General features: G+C 69.8%; 21 protein-coding genes and 1 riboswitch. Of the genes, 6 read left to right on the forward strand and 15 right to left on the reverse strand.

What is annotated here, in order from left to right:
- Window positions 1–71: 71 nt before the first annotated feature.
- Both ACAM54_RS28105 and ACAM54_RS28110 read left to right on the forward strand, forming a co-directional pair.
- Entirely contained in the window at window positions 72–263 is a 192-nt protein-coding gene (locus tag ACAM54_RS28105) for a DUF2892 domain-containing protein (RefSeq protein WP_192325631.1), read from the forward strand.
- Between the two features lie 193 nt (window positions 264–456).
- Entirely contained in the window at window positions 457–1,236 is a 780-nt protein-coding gene (locus ACAM54_RS28110; RefSeq protein ID WP_369651846.1) for a L,D-transpeptidase, read from the forward strand.
- A 24-nt stretch (window positions 1,237–1,260) separates the two neighbouring features.
- Here the strand turns inward: ACAM54_RS28110 and ACAM54_RS28115 are convergent, their stop codons facing one another.
- The 12 genes from ACAM54_RS28115 to ACAM54_RS28170 form a co-directional block, all read right to left on the reverse strand.
- Entirely contained in the window at window positions 1,261–2,790 is a 1,530-nt protein-coding gene (locus ACAM54_RS28115) for a bifunctional aminoglycoside phosphotransferase/ATP-binding protein (protein WP_192325635.1), read from the reverse strand.
- A 17-nt stretch (window positions 2,791–2,807) separates the two neighbouring features.
- On the reverse strand, window positions 2,808–5,303 hold the full coding sequence (locus ACAM54_RS28120) for a cation-transporting P-type ATPase (RefSeq protein WP_192325637.1): 2,496 nt from the start codon (window positions 5,301–5,303) through the stop codon (window positions 2,808–2,810).
- 125 nt (window positions 5,304–5,428) lie between these two features.
- Complete coding sequence (locus ACAM54_RS28125; RefSeq protein ID WP_192325639.1) at window positions 5,429–6,271, reverse strand: universal stress protein; 843 nt, start codon at window positions 6,269–6,271, stop codon at window positions 5,429–5,431.
- 99 nt (window positions 6,272–6,370) lie between these two features.
- On the reverse strand, window positions 6,371–7,729 hold the full coding sequence (locus ACAM54_RS28130; RefSeq protein ID WP_369651547.1) for an FAD-binding oxidoreductase: 1,359 nt from the start codon (window positions 7,727–7,729) through the stop codon (window positions 6,371–6,373).
- Window positions 7,716–8,939: a cyclopropane-fatty-acyl-phospholipid synthase family protein gene (locus ACAM54_RS28135; RefSeq protein WP_225613091.1), complete on the reverse strand. Its 1,224-nt coding sequence runs from the start codon at window positions 8,937–8,939 to the stop codon at window positions 7,716–7,718. Before ACAM54_RS28135 ends, ACAM54_RS28130 begins: the two co-directional genes overlap by 14 nt.
- A gap of 32 nt (window positions 8,940–8,971) precedes the next feature.
- Window positions 8,972–9,193 carry a hypothetical protein gene (locus ACAM54_RS28140; RefSeq protein ID WP_192325643.1) on the reverse strand — a complete coding sequence of 74 codons (222 nt, stop codon included), beginning with the start codon at window positions 9,191–9,193 and terminating at the stop codon, window positions 8,972–8,974.
- Window positions 9,194–9,324: 131 nt separating this feature from the next.
- Window positions 9,325–9,705 (reverse strand): hypothetical protein, encoded by a 381-nt coding sequence (locus tag ACAM54_RS28145; RefSeq protein WP_369651546.1) that lies wholly within the window; start codon window positions 9,703–9,705, stop codon window positions 9,325–9,327.
- A gap of 82 nt (window positions 9,706–9,787) precedes the next feature.
- Entirely contained in the window at window positions 9,788–10,825 is a 1,038-nt protein-coding gene (locus ACAM54_RS28150) for a zinc-dependent alcohol dehydrogenase family protein (protein ID WP_192325810.1), read from the reverse strand.
- A gap of 111 nt (window positions 10,826–10,936) precedes the next feature.
- A complete protein-coding gene (locus ACAM54_RS28155; protein WP_192325647.1) occupies window positions 10,937–11,341 on the reverse strand; it encodes a universal stress protein in 405 nt (134 codons plus the stop codon).
- A gap of 138 nt (window positions 11,342–11,479) precedes the next feature.
- Window positions 11,480–11,803, reverse strand: coding sequence for a DUF190 domain-containing protein (locus ACAM54_RS28160; protein WP_192325649.1), 324 nt, complete (start codon window positions 11,801–11,803; stop codon window positions 11,480–11,482).
- A gap of 31 nt (window positions 11,804–11,834) precedes the next feature.
- Window positions 11,835–12,224 (reverse strand): fluoride efflux transporter CrcB, encoded by a 390-nt coding sequence (crcB, locus tag ACAM54_RS28165; RefSeq protein WP_369651545.1) that lies wholly within the window; start codon window positions 12,222–12,224, stop codon window positions 11,835–11,837.
- Window positions 12,225–12,306: 82 nt separating this feature from the next.
- Window positions 12,307–12,369: riboswitch (Fluoride riboswitch) on the reverse strand.
- Between the two features lie 68 nt (window positions 12,370–12,437).
- Entirely contained in the window at window positions 12,438–12,761 is a 324-nt protein-coding gene (locus ACAM54_RS28170; RefSeq protein WP_225613092.1) for a hypothetical protein, read from the reverse strand.
- Window positions 12,762–12,789: 28 nt separating this feature from the next.
- Between ACAM54_RS28170 and ACAM54_RS28175 the strand changes: the two genes are divergently transcribed.
- The 3 genes from ACAM54_RS28175 to ACAM54_RS28185 are packed head-to-tail and all read left to right on the forward strand — an operon-like array spanning window position 12,790 to window position 15,902.
- On the forward strand, window positions 12,790–13,014 hold the full coding sequence (locus tag ACAM54_RS28175; RefSeq protein WP_192325655.1) for a hypothetical protein: 225 nt from the start codon (window positions 12,790–12,792) through the stop codon (window positions 13,012–13,014).
- A gap of 12 nt (window positions 13,015–13,026) precedes the next feature.
- A complete protein-coding gene (ppsA, locus tag ACAM54_RS28180) occupies window positions 13,027–15,477 on the forward strand; it encodes a phosphoenolpyruvate synthase (protein WP_192325657.1) in 2,451 nt (816 codons plus the stop codon).
- Window positions 15,474–15,902 carry a cyclic nucleotide-binding/CBS domain-containing protein gene (locus ACAM54_RS28185; RefSeq protein WP_369651544.1) on the forward strand — a complete coding sequence of 143 codons (429 nt, stop codon included), beginning with the start codon at window positions 15,474–15,476 and terminating at the stop codon, window positions 15,900–15,902. Before ppsA ends, ACAM54_RS28185 begins: the two co-directional genes overlap by 4 nt.
- A 15-nt stretch (window positions 15,903–15,917) precedes the next feature.
- On the opposite strand, the gene ACAM54_RS28190 is transcribed toward ACAM54_RS28185, so the two are convergent.
- Both ACAM54_RS28190 and ACAM54_RS28195 read right to left on the reverse strand, forming a co-directional pair.
- Window positions 15,918–16,562 carry a phosphoribosyltransferase gene (locus ACAM54_RS28190; RefSeq protein WP_192325659.1) on the reverse strand — a complete coding sequence of 215 codons (645 nt, stop codon included), beginning with the start codon at window positions 16,560–16,562 and terminating at the stop codon, window positions 15,918–15,920.
- Between the two features lie 372 nt (window positions 16,563–16,934).
- Window positions 16,935–17,690, reverse strand: coding sequence for an NAD(P)H-dependent oxidoreductase (locus ACAM54_RS28195; RefSeq protein WP_318646696.1), 756 nt, complete (start codon window positions 17,688–17,690; stop codon window positions 16,935–16,937).
- Here ACAM54_RS28195 and ACAM54_RS28200 point away from each other — a divergent pair.
- Complete coding sequence (locus ACAM54_RS28200) at window positions 17,680–18,939, forward strand: DUF4010 domain-containing protein (protein ID WP_192325663.1); 1,260 nt, start codon at window positions 17,680–17,682, stop codon at window positions 18,937–18,939. The genes ACAM54_RS28195 and ACAM54_RS28200 overlap by 11 nt on opposite strands.
- 223 nt (window positions 18,940–19,162) lie before the next feature.
- Here ACAM54_RS28200 and ACAM54_RS28205 read toward each other — a convergent pair whose 3' ends face one another.
- Entirely contained in the window at window positions 19,163–20,293 is a 1,131-nt protein-coding gene (locus tag ACAM54_RS28205) for an ABC transporter permease (RefSeq protein WP_369651543.1), read from the reverse strand.
- Between the last annotated feature and the right edge of the window lie 2 nt (window positions 20,294–20,295).

Raw genomic sequence — 20,295 nt, forward strand, 5'->3', positions numbered from 1 at the left:
CCACCGCAACGCGGCCCGCGTGCTCCAGATGCAGGATGCTCCATGTGGCGCTCCAGCAAAGGGACAACCGGATGTCGAACAACCTTGGAATCCTCGACCGCACCCTGCGCATCGCGTCGGGCATGCTGTTGGTCGCGCTTGCCGCGCCCGGGACCATCGAGTCCTGGGGCTACGTGGGGGTGCTGGGGTTGTTGACAGGAGTGGTCGGCATCTGCCCGGTCTATTCGATCCTCGGCGTCGATACCTGTTGGCACGGCAGGTAGGCGGATCGACTCGCCGCGGCTGATCGAGTTCATCGCATCGCCCTGCGACTGCGACCGATCCGAACGGCCGCACGGCAGGTGTTTCGCCTTGCGCCACGTCAAGGCGGAAGGCGCGAAGCCCTGCAGACTCCGGCGCACGATGTCTTCCATTCACCGTGCGTCTTTCATTGCAACCGTTGCCGTCGTCCTTGTCATGCTTTGCGCCGGCACCTCGATCGCGGGCCGCGCTACCCCCTCCGACCTGGCCGGCGCCTTCCGCTCACAGGTGGATCATCGGCTCGAACCACCGCCCGACGAAGCCAGGCGCTATGGCGAGCTGGCGCTCGGCGCACTCGCGCAGGCCGGCGTCGCGCCCGTGCCGCAATACGTCGCACTCGTCGACCGGAGCCCGAACGTGCAAGCGATCTTCATCTACTGGCTGGGCGACGGCGCCGCGCCGCTCCTCGTGGGCGCCACCGCGGCATCGACCGGGCGCGGCGGCGAGTTCGACCACTTCGAGACCCCGCTCGGCGTGTTCGAGTTCACGACCGACAACCCCGACTTCCGCGCCGAAGGCACCCGCAACGAACATGGCATCCGCGGCTACGGGACGAAGGGCATGCGTGTGTTCGATCTGGGATGGCAGCAGGCCCGGCGGTTGTGGGGCCGGGGCGGCGACGGCACGATGCGGTTGCAGATGCATGCCACCGACCCGGACCTGCTCGAGCCGCGGCTCGGCAGCGTGCAGTCGAAGGGCTGCATTCGCATCCCGGCCAGCCTGAATCGGCTGCTCGACCGCTTCGGCGTGCTCGATGCCGACTACCTCGCAGCTGCGGCACAAGGCATGCCGATGTGGGTGCTGCCGACGGACCAGACGCCGGTCGAAGGCGCGGGCCGCTACCTGATCGTCGTCGACTCCGGACGCGCCGAACGGCCCGCCTGGTCGCCGGCGCCCGGATCGCGCGGCGCGAGCACCCCGGCCGGCGGCAGGTGATCGCCGAAGCGGCATCGCCGCGCGTCAGGTCTGCGCACGCCAGCGCGCCTCGAGCGAGGCGATATCCACCGCGTCCTCGGTGAAGACCTCGATGGCCAGCGCGCGCTCGTCGGGCGCCAGCGGCTCGTGCGCCGCGAGCTGGCGCTCCAGCACCTCGAGGCCGGCCTCCGACGCATCCATGCCCAAGGCATTGCGTCCGGCCACGCGGCGGCGCAGCACGGCTTCGCCGGCCCGGCAGTCCAGGATCGCGAAAGGCAGGTCGAGTTCAGCCGCCAGCCCCTGGAAACTGCGCCGCTCCGCACCGCGCAGGAAGGCCGCATCCACGATCACCGGATAGCCCGCGAGCAGTGCATCGCGCGCGCAGGCCCGCAGCCGCTCGAAGGTCCGCCGGGTGGCCTCCGCACCGTAGATGGCCAGGCCCCGCTCGGCGGAGCGGGCGAGTGGATCGAGGCCGAACAGGCGCTTGCGCTCCACGTCCGAACGGATGCGCACCGCGCCCGCGGCGCACAGCAGCTGCGAGGCGATGGTCGACTTGCCGGAACCCGAGAACCCGTGCGTGATCAGCAGGCGCGCGCGCCCCCGCGGGCTGTGCGCCAACTGCGCGGCGCAGGCCAGGTAGTCGGGCTTCGATGCGCCGGCCGGAGCCGGCGCGGCCTGCGGCCCCAGGCCCGCAGCCATGGCGCGCACCAGCGCCCGGTACACCTCGTAGAAGCCGAGCACCTGCAGGCCCGCATGGTCGCCGCTGTGCTGCAGCCACGCATCCAGGAAGCGGAACGCGAGATCGGGGCGGCCATGGGCCTTCAGGTCCATGGTGAGGAATGCGATGTCGCTCATCACGTCGATCCGGCGCATCATGGGGTCGAACTCGATGCAATCGAAGGCAGTGAGTTCGCCGTCCACCAGGACGACATTGGCCATGTGCAGGTCGCCATGGCATTCGCGCACCGCGCCACCCTGCTGGCGCGCGATCCAGGCCATGTGCAGCGCCTGCGCCCGTTCGCGGATCCATGCGGCCAGGGTCGCGAGACGGCTGTCGCTGCGCTGCACGAGCAGCTGGTTCACGACATCGATGGCCGCACGCACGATGGCGTCCGGGGCGCCGAATGCGGACGGCGGCACGACGCGCTCGGCCGCGCCCTGCAGCGCCGCCAGCCGCCGCGCGAAGGCGTCGAGCGAGGCCGGCTCCAACCGGCCTGCGGTCAGCAGGTTGCGCAACAGGGACGACTCCGGAAAGCGCCGCATGCGGACCACGTGGTCGATCGGCACGCCGCCGCCACCGAGCCGCGGTGCCTCGCGCGCGCCGCACACCGGCACCACATCCAGGTACAGCGACGGCGCGAAGCGCCGGTTGAGGCGCAGCTCTTCCTCGCAGAAATGCTTGCGCGCCGCGATGCTTGCGAAGTCGACGAAGGGAAAGCGCACCGGCTTCTTGAGCTTGTAGGCGAGCGTCGCCGTCAGCAGCACCCACGAGATGTGGGTCTCGACCAGCTCGACGCGCGCGCCGGTCTCCCGCTGCAACGATTCGCGCAGTGCCTGCACCAGTGTCGTGTCCATCTGTCTTTGTTCCCGGTTCATCGGCCCTGAGAGTGAACGAAAAGGCGCCACGCCGCCCAGCAGCCCGGCAGCGCCACCCACAGGGCCCAGTGCGGCGGCAGGGTTGCCAGGCCGAACCAGGCACCGATGCCCGGCACGCCGGTCAGCAGGACCCAGACCACGCAGACGCCCACCAGCAGCGCATGGAACACCGCGTTGGCGTGCGTGCGTCCGAAGCCGGCGCCGCGGAACCACAGCAGCAGCAACAGGTTGCCGAGCACGATCGAGCCCAGGCTCGCCAGGCGCAGCAGCTCCGGCGAAGCGCCGCGCTCGCGGCACGCCCATTGCACCAGCGCCACGCCGGCAAACGCAAGCCCGCCGAGCGCCAGCGCGCGCGCGGCCGAGGCGAGCGAGAACAGCGTGTCCTCCTTGCGACGCGGCGGCACGTCCATGCTGTCGTCCGGCGCGGGCTCGGCTTCGAACACCAGGGAGCAGGCGGGGTCGATCAACAGCTCGAGCAGCACCACGTGCAGCGGCAGCAGCAGCACCGGCCCGCCCAGCACGACCGGGATCAGCGCCACGCCGACAATGGGCACGTGCACCGCGAACAGGTAGCCCAGGGCCTTGCGCAGGTTGGTGAAGATGCGCCGGCCGGCGCGCACGGCGTCGACCAGCGAGGCGAAGTTGTCGTCCGTCAGCACCAGCGAGGCGGCCTCGCGCGCGACGTCCGTGCCGCGCTGGCCCATCGCGACGCCGATGTCGGCCGCCTTGAGCGCGGGCGCGTCGTTGACGCCGTCCCCCGTCATCGCGACGACCTCGCCGCACTGCTGCAGGGCCCGCACGATGCGCAGCTTCTGCGCCGGGTCGACCCGCGCGAACACCTGCACCCCGCGCACGCAGGCCTGCAGCGCGTCATCGTCCATGCCGGCGAGCGCCGCGCCGGTCATCACGTGCGCCGCGCCGCCATCGACCAGGCCGGCCTGCCGCGCGATCGACCGGGCCGTGAGGGAGGCATCGCCGGTGATCATCACCACGCGCACCCCGGCGCGCCGGCATGCCTGCACGGCGCCGGGCACTTCGTCGCGCAAGGGATCCATGAAGCCGAGCAGGCCCAGCGGCGCGAGCCGAAGGCCCTCGGGCAGCGCGGCGTCGTCGCCGGCCGCAGGAGCGTGGCCCTCGGCCACCGCGAGCACGCGCAGTCCGGCGGCGCTCCAGCGGTCGGCCGCCTCGCGCAGCCGCTGCGCGAGCGCCGCATCGGCGCCGCAAAGCCCGAGCACGGCTTCCGCCGCGCCCTTGACCGCCACCGCCTGGCCGGGCACCCCGGACGCGTGCCACCAATGCACCACGTAGGGCGAGCCCTCGCGGATCCCCCGGCGAACACCGGGCGTCCAGGCCGGATCCGGCCGCAGGCCTGCGGCCTCGGCGGCCGCGCGCACGGCCCGGTCCATCGGTTCGACGCCGTCCGCGTTGCTGGCACGGACCGCGGCCTGCAGCAGCCGATGAAAGCGCTGCGCCGCAGGCTCGCCCGCGTCGTGCAACGCGCATTCGCCGGCACCGTCGTGCAGGGCCGAGAGCGCCATGCGGTTGCGTGTCAGCGTGCCGGTCTTGTCCACGCACAGCACGGTGATGGTGCCGAGGGCCTCGATGGCCTGGGGCTGGCGAGTCAGCACATTCGACTTGGCGAGGCGCCAGGCGCCGAGCGCCAGCATCACGCTCCAGACGACGGCGAACTCCTCGGGGATCAGCGCCATCGCCAGCGTCAGGCCGACCAGCAGGCCCTGGGTCCACGAGCCCTCCCGCAGCGCGAACACCGCGGCCGCGGCCAGGCAGGTGAGGGCCGCGAGCCAGGCCACCCGGCGCACCAGTTGCTGCAGTTCCGCCTGCAGCCGGCTGGCGCGCGGTGCGAGCTGCGCGATGGACCGGTGGATGGCGCCCAGCGCGGTGTGGGCGCCCGTGCCCGTCACCTCGGCCACGCCGTCGCCGCGCACCACCAGGCTGCCCGCGAGGAGCGCGTCCGCCCGGCCCTCGCCGCCGCCGACACCGCCGCCGGGATGCTTGCCGAGCGGCATCGACTCGCCCGTGAGCAAGGACTCATCGACCTGCAGCCCGACGGCCTCGATCACGCGCGCATCGGCGGACAGGCGGTCGCCTTCGTTCACCAGCAGACAGTCGCCGCGCACCAGCTCGCGGCTCGCGATCCGAACGGGGCGTCCCTGCCGCACGACGGTGCAGCGCGGGCTGGACAAGTCCTTCAGCGTTTCCAGGACCCGCTCGGTGCGCTGCTCCTGGTAGATCGACAGTCCGCCCACCAGCAGCACCGACACCGCGAGCATGCCGGCTTCGCCCAGGTCGCCGAGCACGGCATAGAGCGCCGCGGCGGCCAGCAGCAGCACGAACATGGGCTGCGTCAAGGCACCCCAGGCGATGCGCAGCAAGCCCTTGCGGGAAACGGAGGGCAGGACGTTCGGGCCGTCGCGGCGCAGGCGCTGCGCGGCTTCGGCATCGGTCAGGCCCTGGAGCGGCTTGTCGCGCACGGACGTTTTCCTTCGGTTGCTTGGGGCCGAGCTTGGCACGGGACACCGCGACGGCCTTGACCTGAGTCAAGGCAGGGCCGACACGCCCCAGGCTGCGCAGCCGGGCCCCGGCGCCCGCGGCCGCCTCAATGCGCCATCAGGACCGGCACGGTCATCTGCGCGAGGATCTGCCGCGTGACGCCGCCCAGCACCCGTTCGCGAAACCGCGAATGGCCATAGCCGCCCATTACGAGCAGGTCGGCACCGAGGTCGGAGATGCGCGACAGCAGCGCATCCGCGATGTCGATCTCGGTCACCTCCCGCTCCGCCCTCGCCTGGATGCCGTGCCGCAGCAGGAACTGGATCATCTCCGGCATGAGGAGCCGCTGTTCGTCGTCCTCCTCGTCCGGATGCCGATACGAGACCAGCGTCACGCGCGATGCGCGCCGCAGCGCCGGCAGGGCCGCGTGGATGGCGATCGCGGCCTCGCGCGAACCGTCCCAGGTGACCACGGCGTTCTTCGCGGGGGCGCTGAAGTTTCCGGCGCAAGGCACGATCAGCAGCGGGCGCCCGGCTTCCATCAGCACCTGCTGCACCAGGCCGTGCACGGTGGTGTCCTTCGCATCCGATTCGTCGTCCTGGCCGAGCACCACGAGATCGCTCGCGCGGCCGTGCCGGATCACCGCGTCGACCGTCGTCCCATCGACGAGGCGAACCTCGTACGACAGCTGGCCCGATGCATGGATGTCTTCCCTGAATTCCCGGCTGATGGCCTCGGCGCGCAGCCGCAGGTGGCTGGCCGCATCGGCGATGTAGTCGGTCATGCCGGTGGCAATGGCATCGATCGGAATCACGCCGTCGTACAGGCCCGTGGGCACCAGCCCAACCAGGTGGCTTTCATGGGACCTGGCCCACTGCGCCGCCAGCGCGGCGCGCGCCGGGCTGCGGTCGGAGCGGTCCAGGTGAACGAGGATGGTTCTGAAGTTCATGGGGCAGCCTGCTCGGTGATGCGCGGCGCCCGGCGCGGGATGTGGGCGGTGTGCGAATCTTCGGGCGCGTGCCGCGCGGGCACCTTGATGCCGATCAAGTCAGCGCCGCAGCACGCATTTGTCGTACAGGTGCGGGGCCCGGCCGTCGGGGTCGTAGCGGCGTTTCAGCACCTCGTAGGCCGCCATGCCGTAGGTGGCGTTGAATTCGTCGCGCGTGAAGAAGCTGTCCGAATAGAGCGACTTGATCCCGCCCAGCCGCAGCACTTCCTTTTCGATCAGCCGGTTGAAATGCCCGGCCTCGTGGGCCTCGCGGGTCTCGACCACGTCCCAGAAGCCGAAGTTGACATGGAGCATGCCCGCGGCCAGCGGGTACAGCGTGAAGTGCGCGTCCGGGTCCGGCGCGTGCACCGGGCAGACCCAGACCGGGAGGATGCCGATCTCCCGCTGCAGGAAGTCGAGGAAGGCCGGCGCCGCCGCGATCGGAATGTCGACGTCCTGGATCACCGACTCGGTGTGCATGCCGCGCCAGCGGGCCAGCCGCTTCGCGAGGCCCCAGCGGGCGTTCGCGCGCATGAGCCGCGTGTAGCTGCACGAGTTCAGGTGCGAGCGGCCGAACAGGCGGCGCACCAGCGGGTTCTGCGCACCGAAGTTCTTCGAGCACCAGAACCAGTCCGTGTCCCAGCGCCACAGGTAGTCGTGCACGCTCAGGTGATCGACCGGCATCTCCAGCAGCGAGCGGTAGTAGATGCGCTCGAACTCGTAGTTGCTCAGCCAGGGCGCAGTGTCCTCGAAGCGGGCGATGTTCAGCACCAGCGACCGGGGCCCGAACACCACGCCGTCGACGAAGTCGGCATCGCCCTCGCAGGCCTCGGCCAGCGCGGCGAAGAAGTCCTCGGGGCTCGCGTGCGCGATGTGCTCCACGCGCACGCAGGGCCGCACGGGCAAGGTGCGCAGCACCAGCCGCAGCGCGTAGCCGAGCGAGCCGTAGGAGTTCGGAAAACCGAAGAACAGGTCGCGGTGCGCGTTGTCCGGCGTGCAGTGGACGATGCGCCTGTCCGGCAGCAGCACGTCGAGTTCCAGCATCGAATGGTGGACCAGCCCCTGGCGCATCGACGTCGCCTCGATGCCCACACCCGCCACCGCGCCGCCGGCCGTGATGGTCTTGAGCTGGGGGACCACCGCCGGCATCACGCCGTGCTGCAGCGTCGCGGCCACCAGCGCCTCGTAGGTCGCCATGCCTTCCACCTCCACCGTGCTGCGCGCGGTGTCGATGTCGATGACGTGGTCGAAATCGCCGAGGTCGATGCGGTGCCGCGGACCGGCTTCGCGGTCGCGGAACAGGTTCGACGTGCGCTTGGCCAGCGCGAGCGGCGCGGCGGGGCTCCCGCCGTCCGCGCGCAGCCCGGCCAGCAGGCGGTCCCTGCGTGCCTCGTGGGCCAGCGCTTCAGTGCGGCTCATACAGGTGCCCCCGGCCCATCGGGTAGCCGTTCGGCTTCACATTGCCCTTGCTGAAGACGACCTGGAACAGGTGCGTGTAGCCCGCCGGCGAGCGGAACATCTCGGCGCAGCCGGTCAGGTAGGTGCGCCAGACGCGCCGGAAGCGTTCGTCGAAACGCTGCGGGTCGAGGGCCTGTATCGCGGGCCAGTGCTGCTCGAAGCGCTCGGCCCAGGCGTCGAGCGTGGGCGCGTAGTGCCGGCGCAGGTTCTCGATGTCCAGCACCTCCAGGCCGCTGCGCTCCATCTCCACGATCACGTCGGCCAGGCTGGGGATCCAGCCGCCGGGGAACACATGCTTGCGAATGAAGAGCTCGGTCTCGAAGCGGCCCACGTGGCCGATGAAGTGCAGGATGCCGAGCCCGCCCGGTTTCAGGAACTGCGCGTGGGCACGGATCACCTCGGCCAGCTGGTCGCGCCCCGCGTGCTCCAGCGTGCCGATCGAAACCACCTTGTCGTACTGCGCATCCACATCGCGGAAGTCGGCCTCGCGCACCTGCAGCGAGGCTTGCAGCCCGCGCCGGTCGATCTCGCCGCGCAGCCACTCGACCTGCTCGGTCGTCGTGTTCAGCCCGACGCCGGTGGCGCCGATCGTCTCCTGCGCGCGGAACATGAAGCCGCCGAAGCCGCAGCCGATGTCGATGAAGCGATCGTCGGCCTGCAGCAGGATCTTGCGGCACACGTGGTCGATCTTGCGGCGCTGCGCTTCCTCGAGGCTCGCGGTGCCTTCGGGCCAGTAGCCGCAGGTGTACATCATCAGCGGGTCGTCGAGCCACGGCCGGTAGAACGCCGTGCCCAGCCCGTAGTGCGCCCGTGCGTTGGCCTTGGCCTGGAGCGGGTCGCGGTTGGAGTGGCGCAGCTCGTGCAGGCCGTTCTCGATGCCGTTGAGCGCGCCGGCCTGTTGGTCGAAACCCGCCGCCATGCCGGCCGCCAGGGCGGCGCCGAAGTCGCCCTCGACATCCACCTCCCGGTCGAAGTAGGCCTCCATCAATCCGATGTGGCCGCGCGTCGCGGTGGCGAGAAGCGCCGCGTCGGAGTGGAAGGTGATGGTGAATGCCGGCGCACCCTCGCCGACGGGAATGCGGCTGCCGTCGGGCATCACGACGGCAAAACACGCCGCGGCCCGCTGGCCGATGCCGTCGAGCATGTTGCGCAGGGGGAGGGACAGCATCATGCGGGCATTCGGGAGCGGGGCATCCCGCGGTCCTAGCCGTCCAGCGGCACGCCGCCGCCGAAACGGCAGATCCATTGGTCCAGGAGTTCGCGCTGGACGGTGCCGATGGAGCGCTGCCAGGCCGCCATCATCTCCCACTGCCGCCGCTGCGCCTGCAGCATGCTCTTGCCGACGGCCATCTGCCAGCCCATCACGGATTGAAGGTAGCCGTTGCCCAAGGGCGCCGGGGTCGTCGAAAAAGCATCGCTGGCCATGGAGGTCTCCGAAAGGTGTGGGCCCATCCTAGGAACATGCGGGAGAGGCCGCTTGAGGAATATCAAGCGATCCGCGCCTCGGCCTGCCGGTTCTGCCGCGGCTCGAGGGGCTGCCAGGGCCCGCCCCGTCCTCATTCAGCCTTCATGGGCGTGGCCATTCCCGCATGCACGGCGAAGTAGCGCCGCGCCAGCGCGACGATCTCGTTGGCGCTCATGCGGCCCACCGTCTCCCAGCCGACGATGCGCTGCGCCACCTCGGGGCGGTGCTTCTCGACGTAGTGGCGGAAATCGGCCTGCGCGGTGTGGGAGCCGGCGACCAGCACTTCGGCGATCCCCTCCATCGCATCGCACACCTCGCCGAAGAACGCGTGCTCGCTGCGCACCTGGCTGCCGTGCTGGCGGGTGTAGTGGGTGTGCGCCTTGACCTGCTGCTCGAGAACCTGGGTGGCGTCGAACTGGAGCACTTGCGCGGTGTGGTGGTCGGTCCAGGCGACTGCGTGAAAAAGCGACATGGGTATGCCCTGGTGGAGGCGATGCCGGACGGCCTCGCCGGGTGGAAAAAAGAGAGAAAGGAAAAACCGGCGCGGACGAGGCCTAAGCCTCGATGATCACCTTGAGCGCATGCGTCTCGGCGGCGCGCCCGAAGGTGTCGTAGGCATCGAGGACCTGGTCCAGCGTGAACCGGTGGGTGATCAGCTGGCCCGGGTCCACCTTGTGGGACTGCACTGTCTTCAGCAGCATCGGCGTCGAGACCGTGTCGACCAGCCGCGTGGTGATCGCGATGTTCTGCGACCACAGCCGTTCCAGGTGGAGTTCGGCCGGGTGGCCGTGCACGCCGATGTTCGCGATGGTGCCGCCGGGCGCCACGATGTCCTGGCACAGCACGAAGGTGGCCGGTATGCCGACCGCCTCGATCGACACGTCCACGCCGCGGCCACCGGTCAGCGCGAGCACCGCCTCGGCCGCCTTGCCGTCGGTGCTGTTGATGGTGTGCGTCGCGCCGAAGCGGCGCGCGACTTCGAGCCGCCCGTCGTCCAGGTCGATCAGGATGATCTGCGCCGGCGAATAGAACCGGGCCGTGAGCAGCGTGGCCAGGCCGATCGGCCCGGCGCCCACGATGGCCACCGCGCTGCCGGGGGCAACCTTGCCGTTGAGCACGCCGCACTCGAAGCCGGTCGGCAGGATGTCGCTCAGCATCACCAGCGCCTCCTCGTCCGCGCCCGGTGGAATGGGATAGAGGCTGGTGTCCGCATGCGGGATGCGCACGTATTCGGCCTGCGTGCCGTCGATGGTGTTGCCCAGGATCCAGCCGCCGCTGGTGCAGTGCGAATACATGCCGCGGCGGCAGTACTCGCACTTGCCGCACGACGAGATGCACGAGATCAGCACGTGGTCGCCCGGATGGAAGGCCGTCACGCCGGCGCCGACGGCCTCGATGACGCCCACCCCTTCGTGCCCGAGGATGCGGCCCGGCGTGCAGGTCGGCACGTCGCCCTTGAGGATGTGCAGGTCGGTGCCGCAGATGGTCGTCTTGAGGATCTTCACGACCGCATCGCCGGGCGCCTGGATCTCCGGCTTGGGCCGGTCTTGGAGGGATTTGAGGCCGGGGCCTTGGTACACGAGTGCTTTCATGCCCTCACGGTAGGCGCCTTCGTTGCGCGCCATCTTGCGATAGCGCAAGGAATGCCGAGCCCAGGATGCGCGCCATGGCCAACGTGCCGGCTGCCGGCAGGGCGCGAGCGCTCATCTCGCGACCAGCACCGAGCAATGGGCATGATCGACGATCCGCTTGGCAAGCGACATCTCCGACATGCGTTGCACCAGCGTGCGATGGCGGTGGCCGATGACGATCAGGTCGGCCTCCAGGCGATCTGCAACCGCGACGATCTGATCGGCGCAGTTGCCCTCGACGACCTCGAGTTCGAGGCCGACCCGGGCTGCCGCCGCCTTGCTGCGCAGCAGGTTCAGGCAGGCCCAGCATTCATCTCGAGCCTTGTCGAGTGACGCGTGCGTCTCCACCTCCGGAGACCATGCCACGGCCACGACATGCAGTGGGACATGGGCCTCCTGCGCGACCTGGAGGGCGCGTGCGAAAGCCAGATCGGCGGCCTCGGTTCCGTCGTACGCCAGAAGGACTTTGCCGAACATGGTGTCTCCTCTCCCGCCGGCGGACTTCCGGCGCGCAGTCGCGATGACCGGCCACGCATACGAGCGCGTGGTACCTTGCCGATGGTACCCGCGAGCACCATGCCGGCAAGGCACAGGCCGGCAGTGCCCAGGTGCCGGTCATGGCGTGCCCCCGACCACCCCCATCGCCAGCGGGACCTTGATGTAGAAGAGTTTGAGATCCTCGCCATCCAGATGGTCGAGGAAGCTCTTCGCATCCTGCTCGCTGAGCGCGAAGCCGACTTCCACCGACAGGTCGCCGGCGAGTTCGAAGAAATGCTCTTCATGCAGTTTGCCGTGGCGGCCGAAGCCCGCGATCGCCCGAAAGGCCGAGCCACCCGGGATTCCCACCTTCCTGGCTTCCTCGAGGAGCCACTCGTAGGCGAGGATGCCGTGGTGGCGGCGGTTCTCCTGGACATAGAACTTGAGGTAGATGCCTTGCATGGTGGGCCTCCTTCGGCTCATTGCGTTCCCGCTAGGCCCTGACGAACAGGGCGTTGGCAATCAGGATGCCGATCCCGGTCAGGACCAGCGAGCCGGCGAGGTGCACGCTCGCCGCGCCCAGGGCCCACCAGTGCTCCTGCCGGCCGATCAGCGTCACGACCTCGGCCGAGAAGGTGGAGAACGTTGTCAGGCCGCCCAGGAAGCCGGTGACGATCAGCAGCCGCCATTCGGGCGCGAGGCCGCCGTTGTGCGTGAAGAAGGCGCTGGCCACGCCGACCAGCAGACCCCCGATGAGGTTGGCGGCCAGGGTTCCCAGCGGCACCGTGGGGAACACGGGGTTGAGCCATCCGCCCAGCCACCAGCGCAGCAAGGCGCCGCAACCGGCACCGCCGAAGACCGCAAGGAATGAGAAGCCGCTCATGTCGCTCCTTGGTCAAAAGAGGCCCGAGCGATGGGCGCCGGCGCGATCAACGCGTCCGCTTACCTACGCCGGCCCGATGGGGACCCTGGCAGGCATCATCCGCCCGAATGGGCGGTCGGGGAGGTATGCCATCTCCGCTGGGATCAGTATGTCGACGTGCTCGGCACGCATGGCGTACTCCCGGGGTGCGAATCGGTCCGGCACCCGGAGCGGTCAAAGACCGGCTTCGCGCAGCCTCTGCACCAGGTCGGGTTCTTCTTCGTGCCGGCGCACCGGCGCGCGCCGCCGGAACGCGGCCAGGCAGAGCGAGAGAATTTTCTTCATGTGATTCCTTGCGGTGGCATGGGACTGGCGGCTGGATCGCATCCGCACGCCTGCAGGATGCCGCATGGGGATGCCGCGCGGGTTGACGCGCATCAAGCTCGCAGCCCGGCCGGGCGCGGTCTGTCCCGCCCTTGCCTGCGCGATGCGCATGCGCTTGATGCAGCGCAAGGCATGGACGCCGGCCCGTCCTAGCATCTCAGCCACGAAGCGCATTTCGGACACCCTTCATCCGAGGAGCAGCATGAGACATTCGCAGAAGCACCGGGGCAGGACGATCGTCGTTCAGGCACAGCGCGAGCGCGGCCAGGGCTATGCCTGGACCTACCGGGTCGAAGAGCTGCCGGCCCTTGCCGGCCGCGGGATCACCAGGGAAGACCAGGACGCGCGGGAGAGCGCGTTGTGCCAGGCCATGTGCGCAGCTCGAAGCGCCATCGACCAGGCGGAACGAACCGCCGGTCCGGCGTAGGAGGGGTTGGCCATGATCCCGCAGGCGAGCTACATACGCTGGTTCTCCGAACTCGGTGCCGATGACGTGCCGACCGTGGGCGGCAAGAATGCCTCGCTCGGCGAGATGTACCGCGCACTGACGCCGCACGGCGTGCACGTGCCCAACGGATTCGCCATCACCGCGGACGCGTACCGGCGAACCCTGGAGCTCGCCGGCGCGCTGCCGCGCCTGCGGGAGGCCTTGGCCGGCCTCGACGTGAAGGACGTCGACGACCTCGCCCGCCGGGCGCAGATTGCGCGCGAAATCATCTACGCTGCCACGCTTCCCGAAGCGCTGGCGAACGAGATCCGCGCGGCCTATGCGCAGTTGCGCGCGGAGTACGGTGCCGACATGACCGTGGCCGTGCGCAGCTCCGCCACCGCGGAGGACCTCCCGGGGGCCAGCTTCGCGGGACAGCACGAGACCTTCCTCAACATCTCCGGGGAGGCCCGGCTGCTGGACGCCGTGCGGCTGTGCTTTGCAAGCCTGTTCAAGGACCGCGCGATCGCCTACCGCGTCGACAACGGCTTCGACCACTTCCAGATTCTCCAGTCGGTGTGCGTGATGCAGATGGTGCGCTCCGACCGCGCCGCCAGCGGCGTCATGTTCACGCTCGACACCGACAGCGGATTCCGCGACGTCGTCTTCATCACCGGCGCCTATGGCCTGGGCGAGAACGTCGTCCAGGGGACGGTGGATCCCGACGAGTTCTACGTCTTCAAGCCCACCCTGAAACTGGGCCACCGGACGGTGCTGCGGCGCAAGCTCGGCGGCAAGGACGTGCGGATGGTGTATTCCAAGGGCGCCGGCCGCGAGTCCACCTGCAACCTGCAGACCTCGCAGGAAGACCGGGCACGCTACTGCATCGGCGATGCCGACGTGCTGGCGCTCGCCGACGCGGCGGTCGCGATCGAAGACCACTACAGCCGGCGCGCGGGCTGTCCGACGCCGATGGACATCGAATGGGCCAAGGACGGTCTCGATGGCCGCATCTACATCGTGCAGGCCCGGCCCGAGACCGTGGCGTCGCGCAAGCCCCTGAACCGCGTCGACGAATACCACCTGCTTGCGCCGGCATCGCCCCTGGTCACCGGCCGTGCCGTGGGCTCGGCGATCGCATCGGGCAAGGCGCGGGTCGTCGCCGACGTGCTGGCGCTCGGCCAGTTCCGGCCGGGCGAAGTGCTGGTGGCCGATACCACGATGCCCGACTGGGGCACCGTGATGAAGATCGCATCCGCGGTTGTCACGAACCGCGGCGGGCGCACCTGCCACGCGGCCATCGTGGCCCGCGAGCTGGGCATTCCCGCCGTCGTCGGCTGCGACAGCGCGACCGCCAGGATCCGCACGGGCGACGAGATCACCGTGTCCTGCGCCGAAGGCGCCGAGGGACGCGTCTACGCAGGCAGCCTGCCCTTCGAGAAGTCCAGCGTGGAGTTCTCCACGCTCGGGCGGCCGCAGACCCACCTGATGGTCAACCTGGGCAACCCCGACAGCGCTTTCCAGACGGCACTGTTGCCCAACGACGGCGTGGGCCTCGCGCGGATGGAGTTCATCGTGGCCGAGCACATCAAGGTGCATCCCATGGCGCTGGTGCACCCCGAGAAGATCGACGATCCCGCGGTGCGCGCCGAGATCGCACGCCTGACGCACTCGTACGCGCAGCCGGCCGACTACTTCGTGCGCGAACTGTCGGAAGGCGTGGGCATGATCGCGGCGGCCTTCCATCCGAAGCCGGTGATCGTGCGCATGTCCGACTTCAAGACCAACGAGTACGCCAGCCTGCTCGGCGGCAGCGGGTTCGAGCCGAAGGAAGAGAACCCGATGATCGGATTCCGCGGCGCCTCGCGCTACACCCATCCGGCCTACGCGGAAGGCTTCGCGCTCGAATGCGCGGCCATGAAGCGGGTGCGCGAGGACATGGGCCTCGTGAACGTCAGGCTCATGATCCCGTTCTGCCGCCGCGTCCAGGAGGCCGAGCGCGTGCTCGAGGCCATGGCCGCCCATGGGCTGCGGCGCGGCGACAACGGGCTCGAGATCTACGTCATGTGCGAGATCCCGAACAACGTGATCCAGATCGACGCTTTCGCGAAGCTCTTCGACGGATTCTCGATCGGCTCGAACGACCTGACGCAGCTCGTGCTGGGCGTGGACCGCGACTCGCGCATCGTGGCCTTCGACTTCGACGAGCGCGACGATGGCGTCAAGGCCATGATCCAGCAGACGATCGAAGGCGCGCGGCGCAACGGGCGCCACGTGGGCATCTGCGGCCAGGCGCCTTCGGACTATCCCGAGGTGGCCGCGTACCTGGTCGAGCTCGGCATCGATGCCATGAGCGTGACGCCGGACACGCTGCTCAAGATCACGCGCGACGTCCTCGCCGTCGAACAGCGGCTGCAACGGGCGCCGCGCCGGCCGACAGAAGGAGAAGGAGCAACGCCATGATGAAGACGCCCATTTCTTCCTTGATGCAGCAGCCGGTGTGCAACGCCGGCATGGACGACAGCGTGGCGCAGATCGAGACCCTGCTCGCGGCCAGGCGGCTGACGTGGCTGCCGGTGCTGGAACCGGCCCGGGGCGAGGTGGTGGGCGTCATCAGCGCCTCGGATCTCGTGGGCTTTCACGCGCAAGGACGCGATGCGGCCGCGACGCGCGCCTGGCAGATGTGCTCCTACAAGCCGATCGTCGTCGACGCGGACACGCCCGTCGGCCTGGTGGCGGCGCTCATGGTCGAGCGCGGCATCCATCATGTGGTGGTGACCCAGGGAGGCGGGATTGTCGGCGTGGTGTCGTCGCTGGACTTCGTGCGGACCTTCGCAGCGCCGGGCCAGGCGCCCGGTGCGGAGCGCGCAGGCACTGCGGGGGGTTGACCTGCAGCGCGCCGCTCAGCGCTGCCTGGCCATCAGGGCGACCACCTGCGCGTCGGTGGTCTGGTCGAAATGGCGGTAGTACGCCCCCACGGCGACGAAGGGTTCCGGGGTCAGAAGGCACACCAGATCGTCCACCTCGGAGCGCAGGTCCGCGAGCTCGTCCGCCGGCGCGACCGGCACGGCGAGCACGATGCGCGAGGGGTGGCGGCCGCGCAGGCTTCGCAGCGCGGCGCGAACGGTGGTGCCGGTTGCGATGCCATCATCGACCAGGACCGCCGTTCGACCTTGCACCGGCGGCGACGGACGCCCCTGGAGATAGAGCCGCCGCCTGCGTTCGATTTCCTCGAGATGACGCGGCAGCTCGCCCTGTACGTAGTCGGGCGACGCGCCGGCCAGGCGCAGGATGTCATGGCGGACTTCGACGATCGGCTGCGGGCCTTCGGCCACCGCGGCCACGGCGACCTCGGGCTGTCCGGGCGCGCCGATCTTGCGCACCAGCAGCAGGCCGAGCGGCGCACGCAGCGCGCGCGCGACCTCCGCCGCCACGGGCACTCCGCCGCGAGGCAGGGCGAACACGACCGGGTCCTGCAGCTTCATCGCGCGCAGCGCCTTGGCCAGGCGGCGCCCGGCGTTCGCACGGTCTTCGAAAAGCTCGTCCATCGCTCGGCGCCTCCAGGCCGCATGGCTGGGTAGCAATGTTGCAAAGGCTAGGCTCGCGGCCGCCCCTGCGTCTTGACATCGATCAAGCTCCAATGAGGCCCCACGTGGTCCGGACTTGCGCTGGATCAAAGCGCACACGGATGGTTGGCAGTACATTGAACGAACCGATGAATCAAGGGCGAAAGCCGGAGATTCAAAGGTGGCAGTGGGGAATCCCCCTCGGGGGAGTTCATGGTGTCGTACTCCGACACCATGGGGATGAAGGCAACCCCAGACTGCCCGGGCTTCAAAGGCCCGAGCGGGGACCTTCACCAAGCCCGCCATTCGCAAGAAGGGCGGGCTTCTTTTTTTGCCAAGGGGCGGGAGCGAATCTCACCCGCCGCCGCGTCCCAGGGCAGCGAGCCTGCGCAGCCATTTCCCGCGCTGCGCATCGCTCATGCCTTCGACCTGCCCGACCAGCGTTTCGTGGATCGGGGCCATGCCCGCGAAGCCGAGGATGCTCCGCTCCAAGGCCTTCAGGCTGTGCGCGCGGAAGTACCAGCGATAGACGAGCGCCGGCATTCCCATGGTCACGACGATGCGCGCCGAGCGCCCCTTGAGAAGCTTGGCCCCGATGCCGCCTTCCCCGGGCCTCGCGAGCGCAAACCCCGGACGCAGCACCTGTTCGAGAAAGCCCTTCGTGAAGGCGGGCATGCCGCCCAGCCACAGCGGAAAGAACAGCGCCAGGTGCTCGGCCCACCCGATGGCATCCTGCGCCGGCCTCAGCACCGGCGGCAATTCTTCGGACTCCCACGTCGCCTTGCTGCGCAGCAACGGAAACTCCAGCTCCGCGATCCGGACGACCCGGACTTCGTGGCCGGCCTCCTGCGCGGCCTGCGCATAGGCGTCGGCCAGCGCATGGCCGAAGTGCGCGCCCGACGCATCGGGATGGCCTTGCAGCACGAGGATTCTTCTGGACATGCCGTTCTCCATCGAAGATGCGCCGAAGCGCAGGATCGGCGCATCCTCCGCGCCGGAGGGCCTTCGTGGCTTGCGCAAGATCAAGCCTGCCCGGGGCGGGGCCGGCGGGGCGGCTGCGATGCCTTGACGCGGCGCCACCCGCAACGACACTGGGGGCATGGAAACCATCGACCTGTCGGCTGCGATCGTCGGCCTGGCCGTGGCGCTGGGCATCGGCCTCATGGTCGGCATCGAGCGCGAGCGCCGCAAGGGCGACGGCGATCGCCGCGCGGCCGCCGGCTTGCGCACCTTCGCCATCGCGGCGCTGGCCGGCGCCCTCGCGCAGCTGCTGCCCATTGCGGGCCTGGCCCCCATCGGGGCGGCGCTGGTCGCCCTGCTTGCGGTCGTGTCGCACTGGAAGAGCCGTTCGCGCGATCCGGGGATGACCACCGAGATTGCCCTGTTCGCGACCTATCTCATCGGGGTCCTGTCCGTCGTCACGCCGCCGCTGGGCGCCGCCTGCGGGACCGGCCTGGCGCTGCTGCTGGCGGCGCGCCGCCGGCTGCACCGCTTCGCCACCGAACTGCTCAGCGAGCAGGAGCTGCACGACGGCATTCTGCTGGCCGCGCTCACGCTGATTGCGCTGCCGTTGATTCCCTCCCGGCCCATCGAGATGCTCGGCGGCATCAACCCCCGGCCGCTGGCCGCGATGGTCCTGCTGATCATGGCGATCCAGGCCGCGGGCCAGGCGGCCACGCGCTGGCTCGGCGTGCGCGGCGGCATGCTGGGCGCGGGCTTCGCATCCGGGTTCGTGTCGAGCACGGCCACCGTGGCGTCGTTCGGCAGCCGCGCGCGCCGGCAGCCGTCCCACGCCCGCCTGCTGGCAAGCGGTGCCGCCCTGTCGGGGGTCGCCACCTGGCTGCTGGCGTTGACGATGAGTGCCGCGCTCTCGCCGCACGCCGCGCTCGCGCTGCTGCCGGTGGCGCTGGCCGGCGCGGCCGGCGCAGCGGCCATCGGCCTGCTGCCGCTCCTGTCTCCCAGGCCCGCGGATCGAATAGACGTTCCCGTCAGCCGCCGCAGCGCGCTACGCCCGCGTGCAGCGCTCGCCGTTGCGCTGGCGCTGGCGCTCGTCGCACTGCTGGTCAGCGCGGCGCAGCGGCGCTTCGGCGACACCGGACTGCAGCTCGGTATCGCACTTGCGGCCCTGGTCGACGCGCATGCGCCCGTGGCCTCGCTGGCCTCGTTGCACGCAGCCGGCGCGCTGTCCACGGAGCACTTCGTGCGAGGCGTGCTCGTGGCGGTCGGGGCCAACACGCTGACGCGCTGTGCGGTGGCGGCGGTGTCAGGCGGCAAGGCCTATGCGCTGCGCCTGTCGGCCGCGCTGATCACCGGCCTCGCCTTTGCATGTCTTGCCTCGGCCTGGCCCGCGCTCCGATGAGGACGCCTCCGCCAGACTCGGCGCGCGCGAGCCGAAGACCGGCCGCGACGACGAGCGAAAGCGCCGACGCGGTGCATCATCGACATTCGCTCGCCCGCCGACCCCGGCCCAGAACCGGACGCCCCAGCGGAGTTCGTCACGCTCGCGGGTCGGTCCGAGCATCCTTGCGCCGGACCAGAGCCTTCGAAACCTCTGCGAGGGCCGCGTCGGGCCCGCGGAGGCTTCAGGCCATGAGGCCGATGGCCTTGCGGAACCGCGCCAGCGCGGCTGCGAACATCACGCAGCCGAAGGCCGCGAGCATCGCGAACTGCGGCCACACGACGCCAATGCCCGCACCGCGGAACAGGATGGCCTGGCCCGCCGACACAAAATGCGTCGTCGGGGCCGCCAGCATCACGTTCTGGACGAACAGCGGCATGCTCTCGCGCGGCGTGCTGCCGCCGGAGAGCATATCCAGCGGCACCAGGACCAGCACCACCAGCATGCCGAACTGGGGCATCGACCTGGCCACCGTGGCCATGAAGATCCCCATGGAGGTGGTTGCGAACAGATGCAGCGACGTGGCCGCCATGAACAGCGCGACCGAGCCTTCGACGGGCACGTGCAGCGCACCGCGAACGACCACCGCCAGGGCGATGCCCACCGCCACCATGACCACCAGCCCCATCGACCACACCTTGGCCAGCATGATCTCGGCCGGCGTGACGGGCATGACCAGCAGGTGCTCGATGGTCCCGTGCTCGCGCTCCCGGATCAGGGCGGCGCCGGTGAGGATGACGGAAAGCATGGTCACGTTGTTGATGAGCTCGGACAGCGAGCCGAACCAGGCCTCCTCGAGGTTCGGGTTGAACCGCATGCGCAGGGCGAGCTCCACCGGCATCGCCGCATCGCCGCGAAAGCGCTGCACGAACTCCCCGACCTCCGCGGCCACCATCTGCTGGATGTAGGCGCTGCCGGTGAACGCCTGGCTCATGCGCGTGGCGTCCACGTTCAGCTGCGCCGCCGGCGAGCGGCCGGCCAGCACGTCGGCCTGGAATCCCGGCGGAATGTCCAGCACGAAGGTCTGCCGGCCGCTGTCCATCGCCGCGTCCACCTCGGCCAGCGAAATCAGCGCAGGCGTCTTGAAATGGGGCGGATAGAAGGCCGAGACGATGCGCGCCGAGAGCGGCGATCCGTCCTCGTCGACGATGGCGATGGCCGCATGGTGCAGGCTCTCGGGCATGGCCGTGGCGGCGATGTAGATGGCCGCGGTGAAGGAATAGCCGATCAGCACCAGCATCGTGGGGTCGCGCAGCAGGCTCCAGAGTTCCTTGATGCCGAGCCGCAGGACATGGGAAAGCGATGGCAGTTTCATGG

Origin of the sequence: Variovorax sp. V93, from assembly GCF_041154485.1 — a bacterium.
GTDB lineage: Bacteria > Pseudomonadota > Gammaproteobacteria > Burkholderiales > Burkholderiaceae_C > Variovorax > Variovorax beijingensis_A.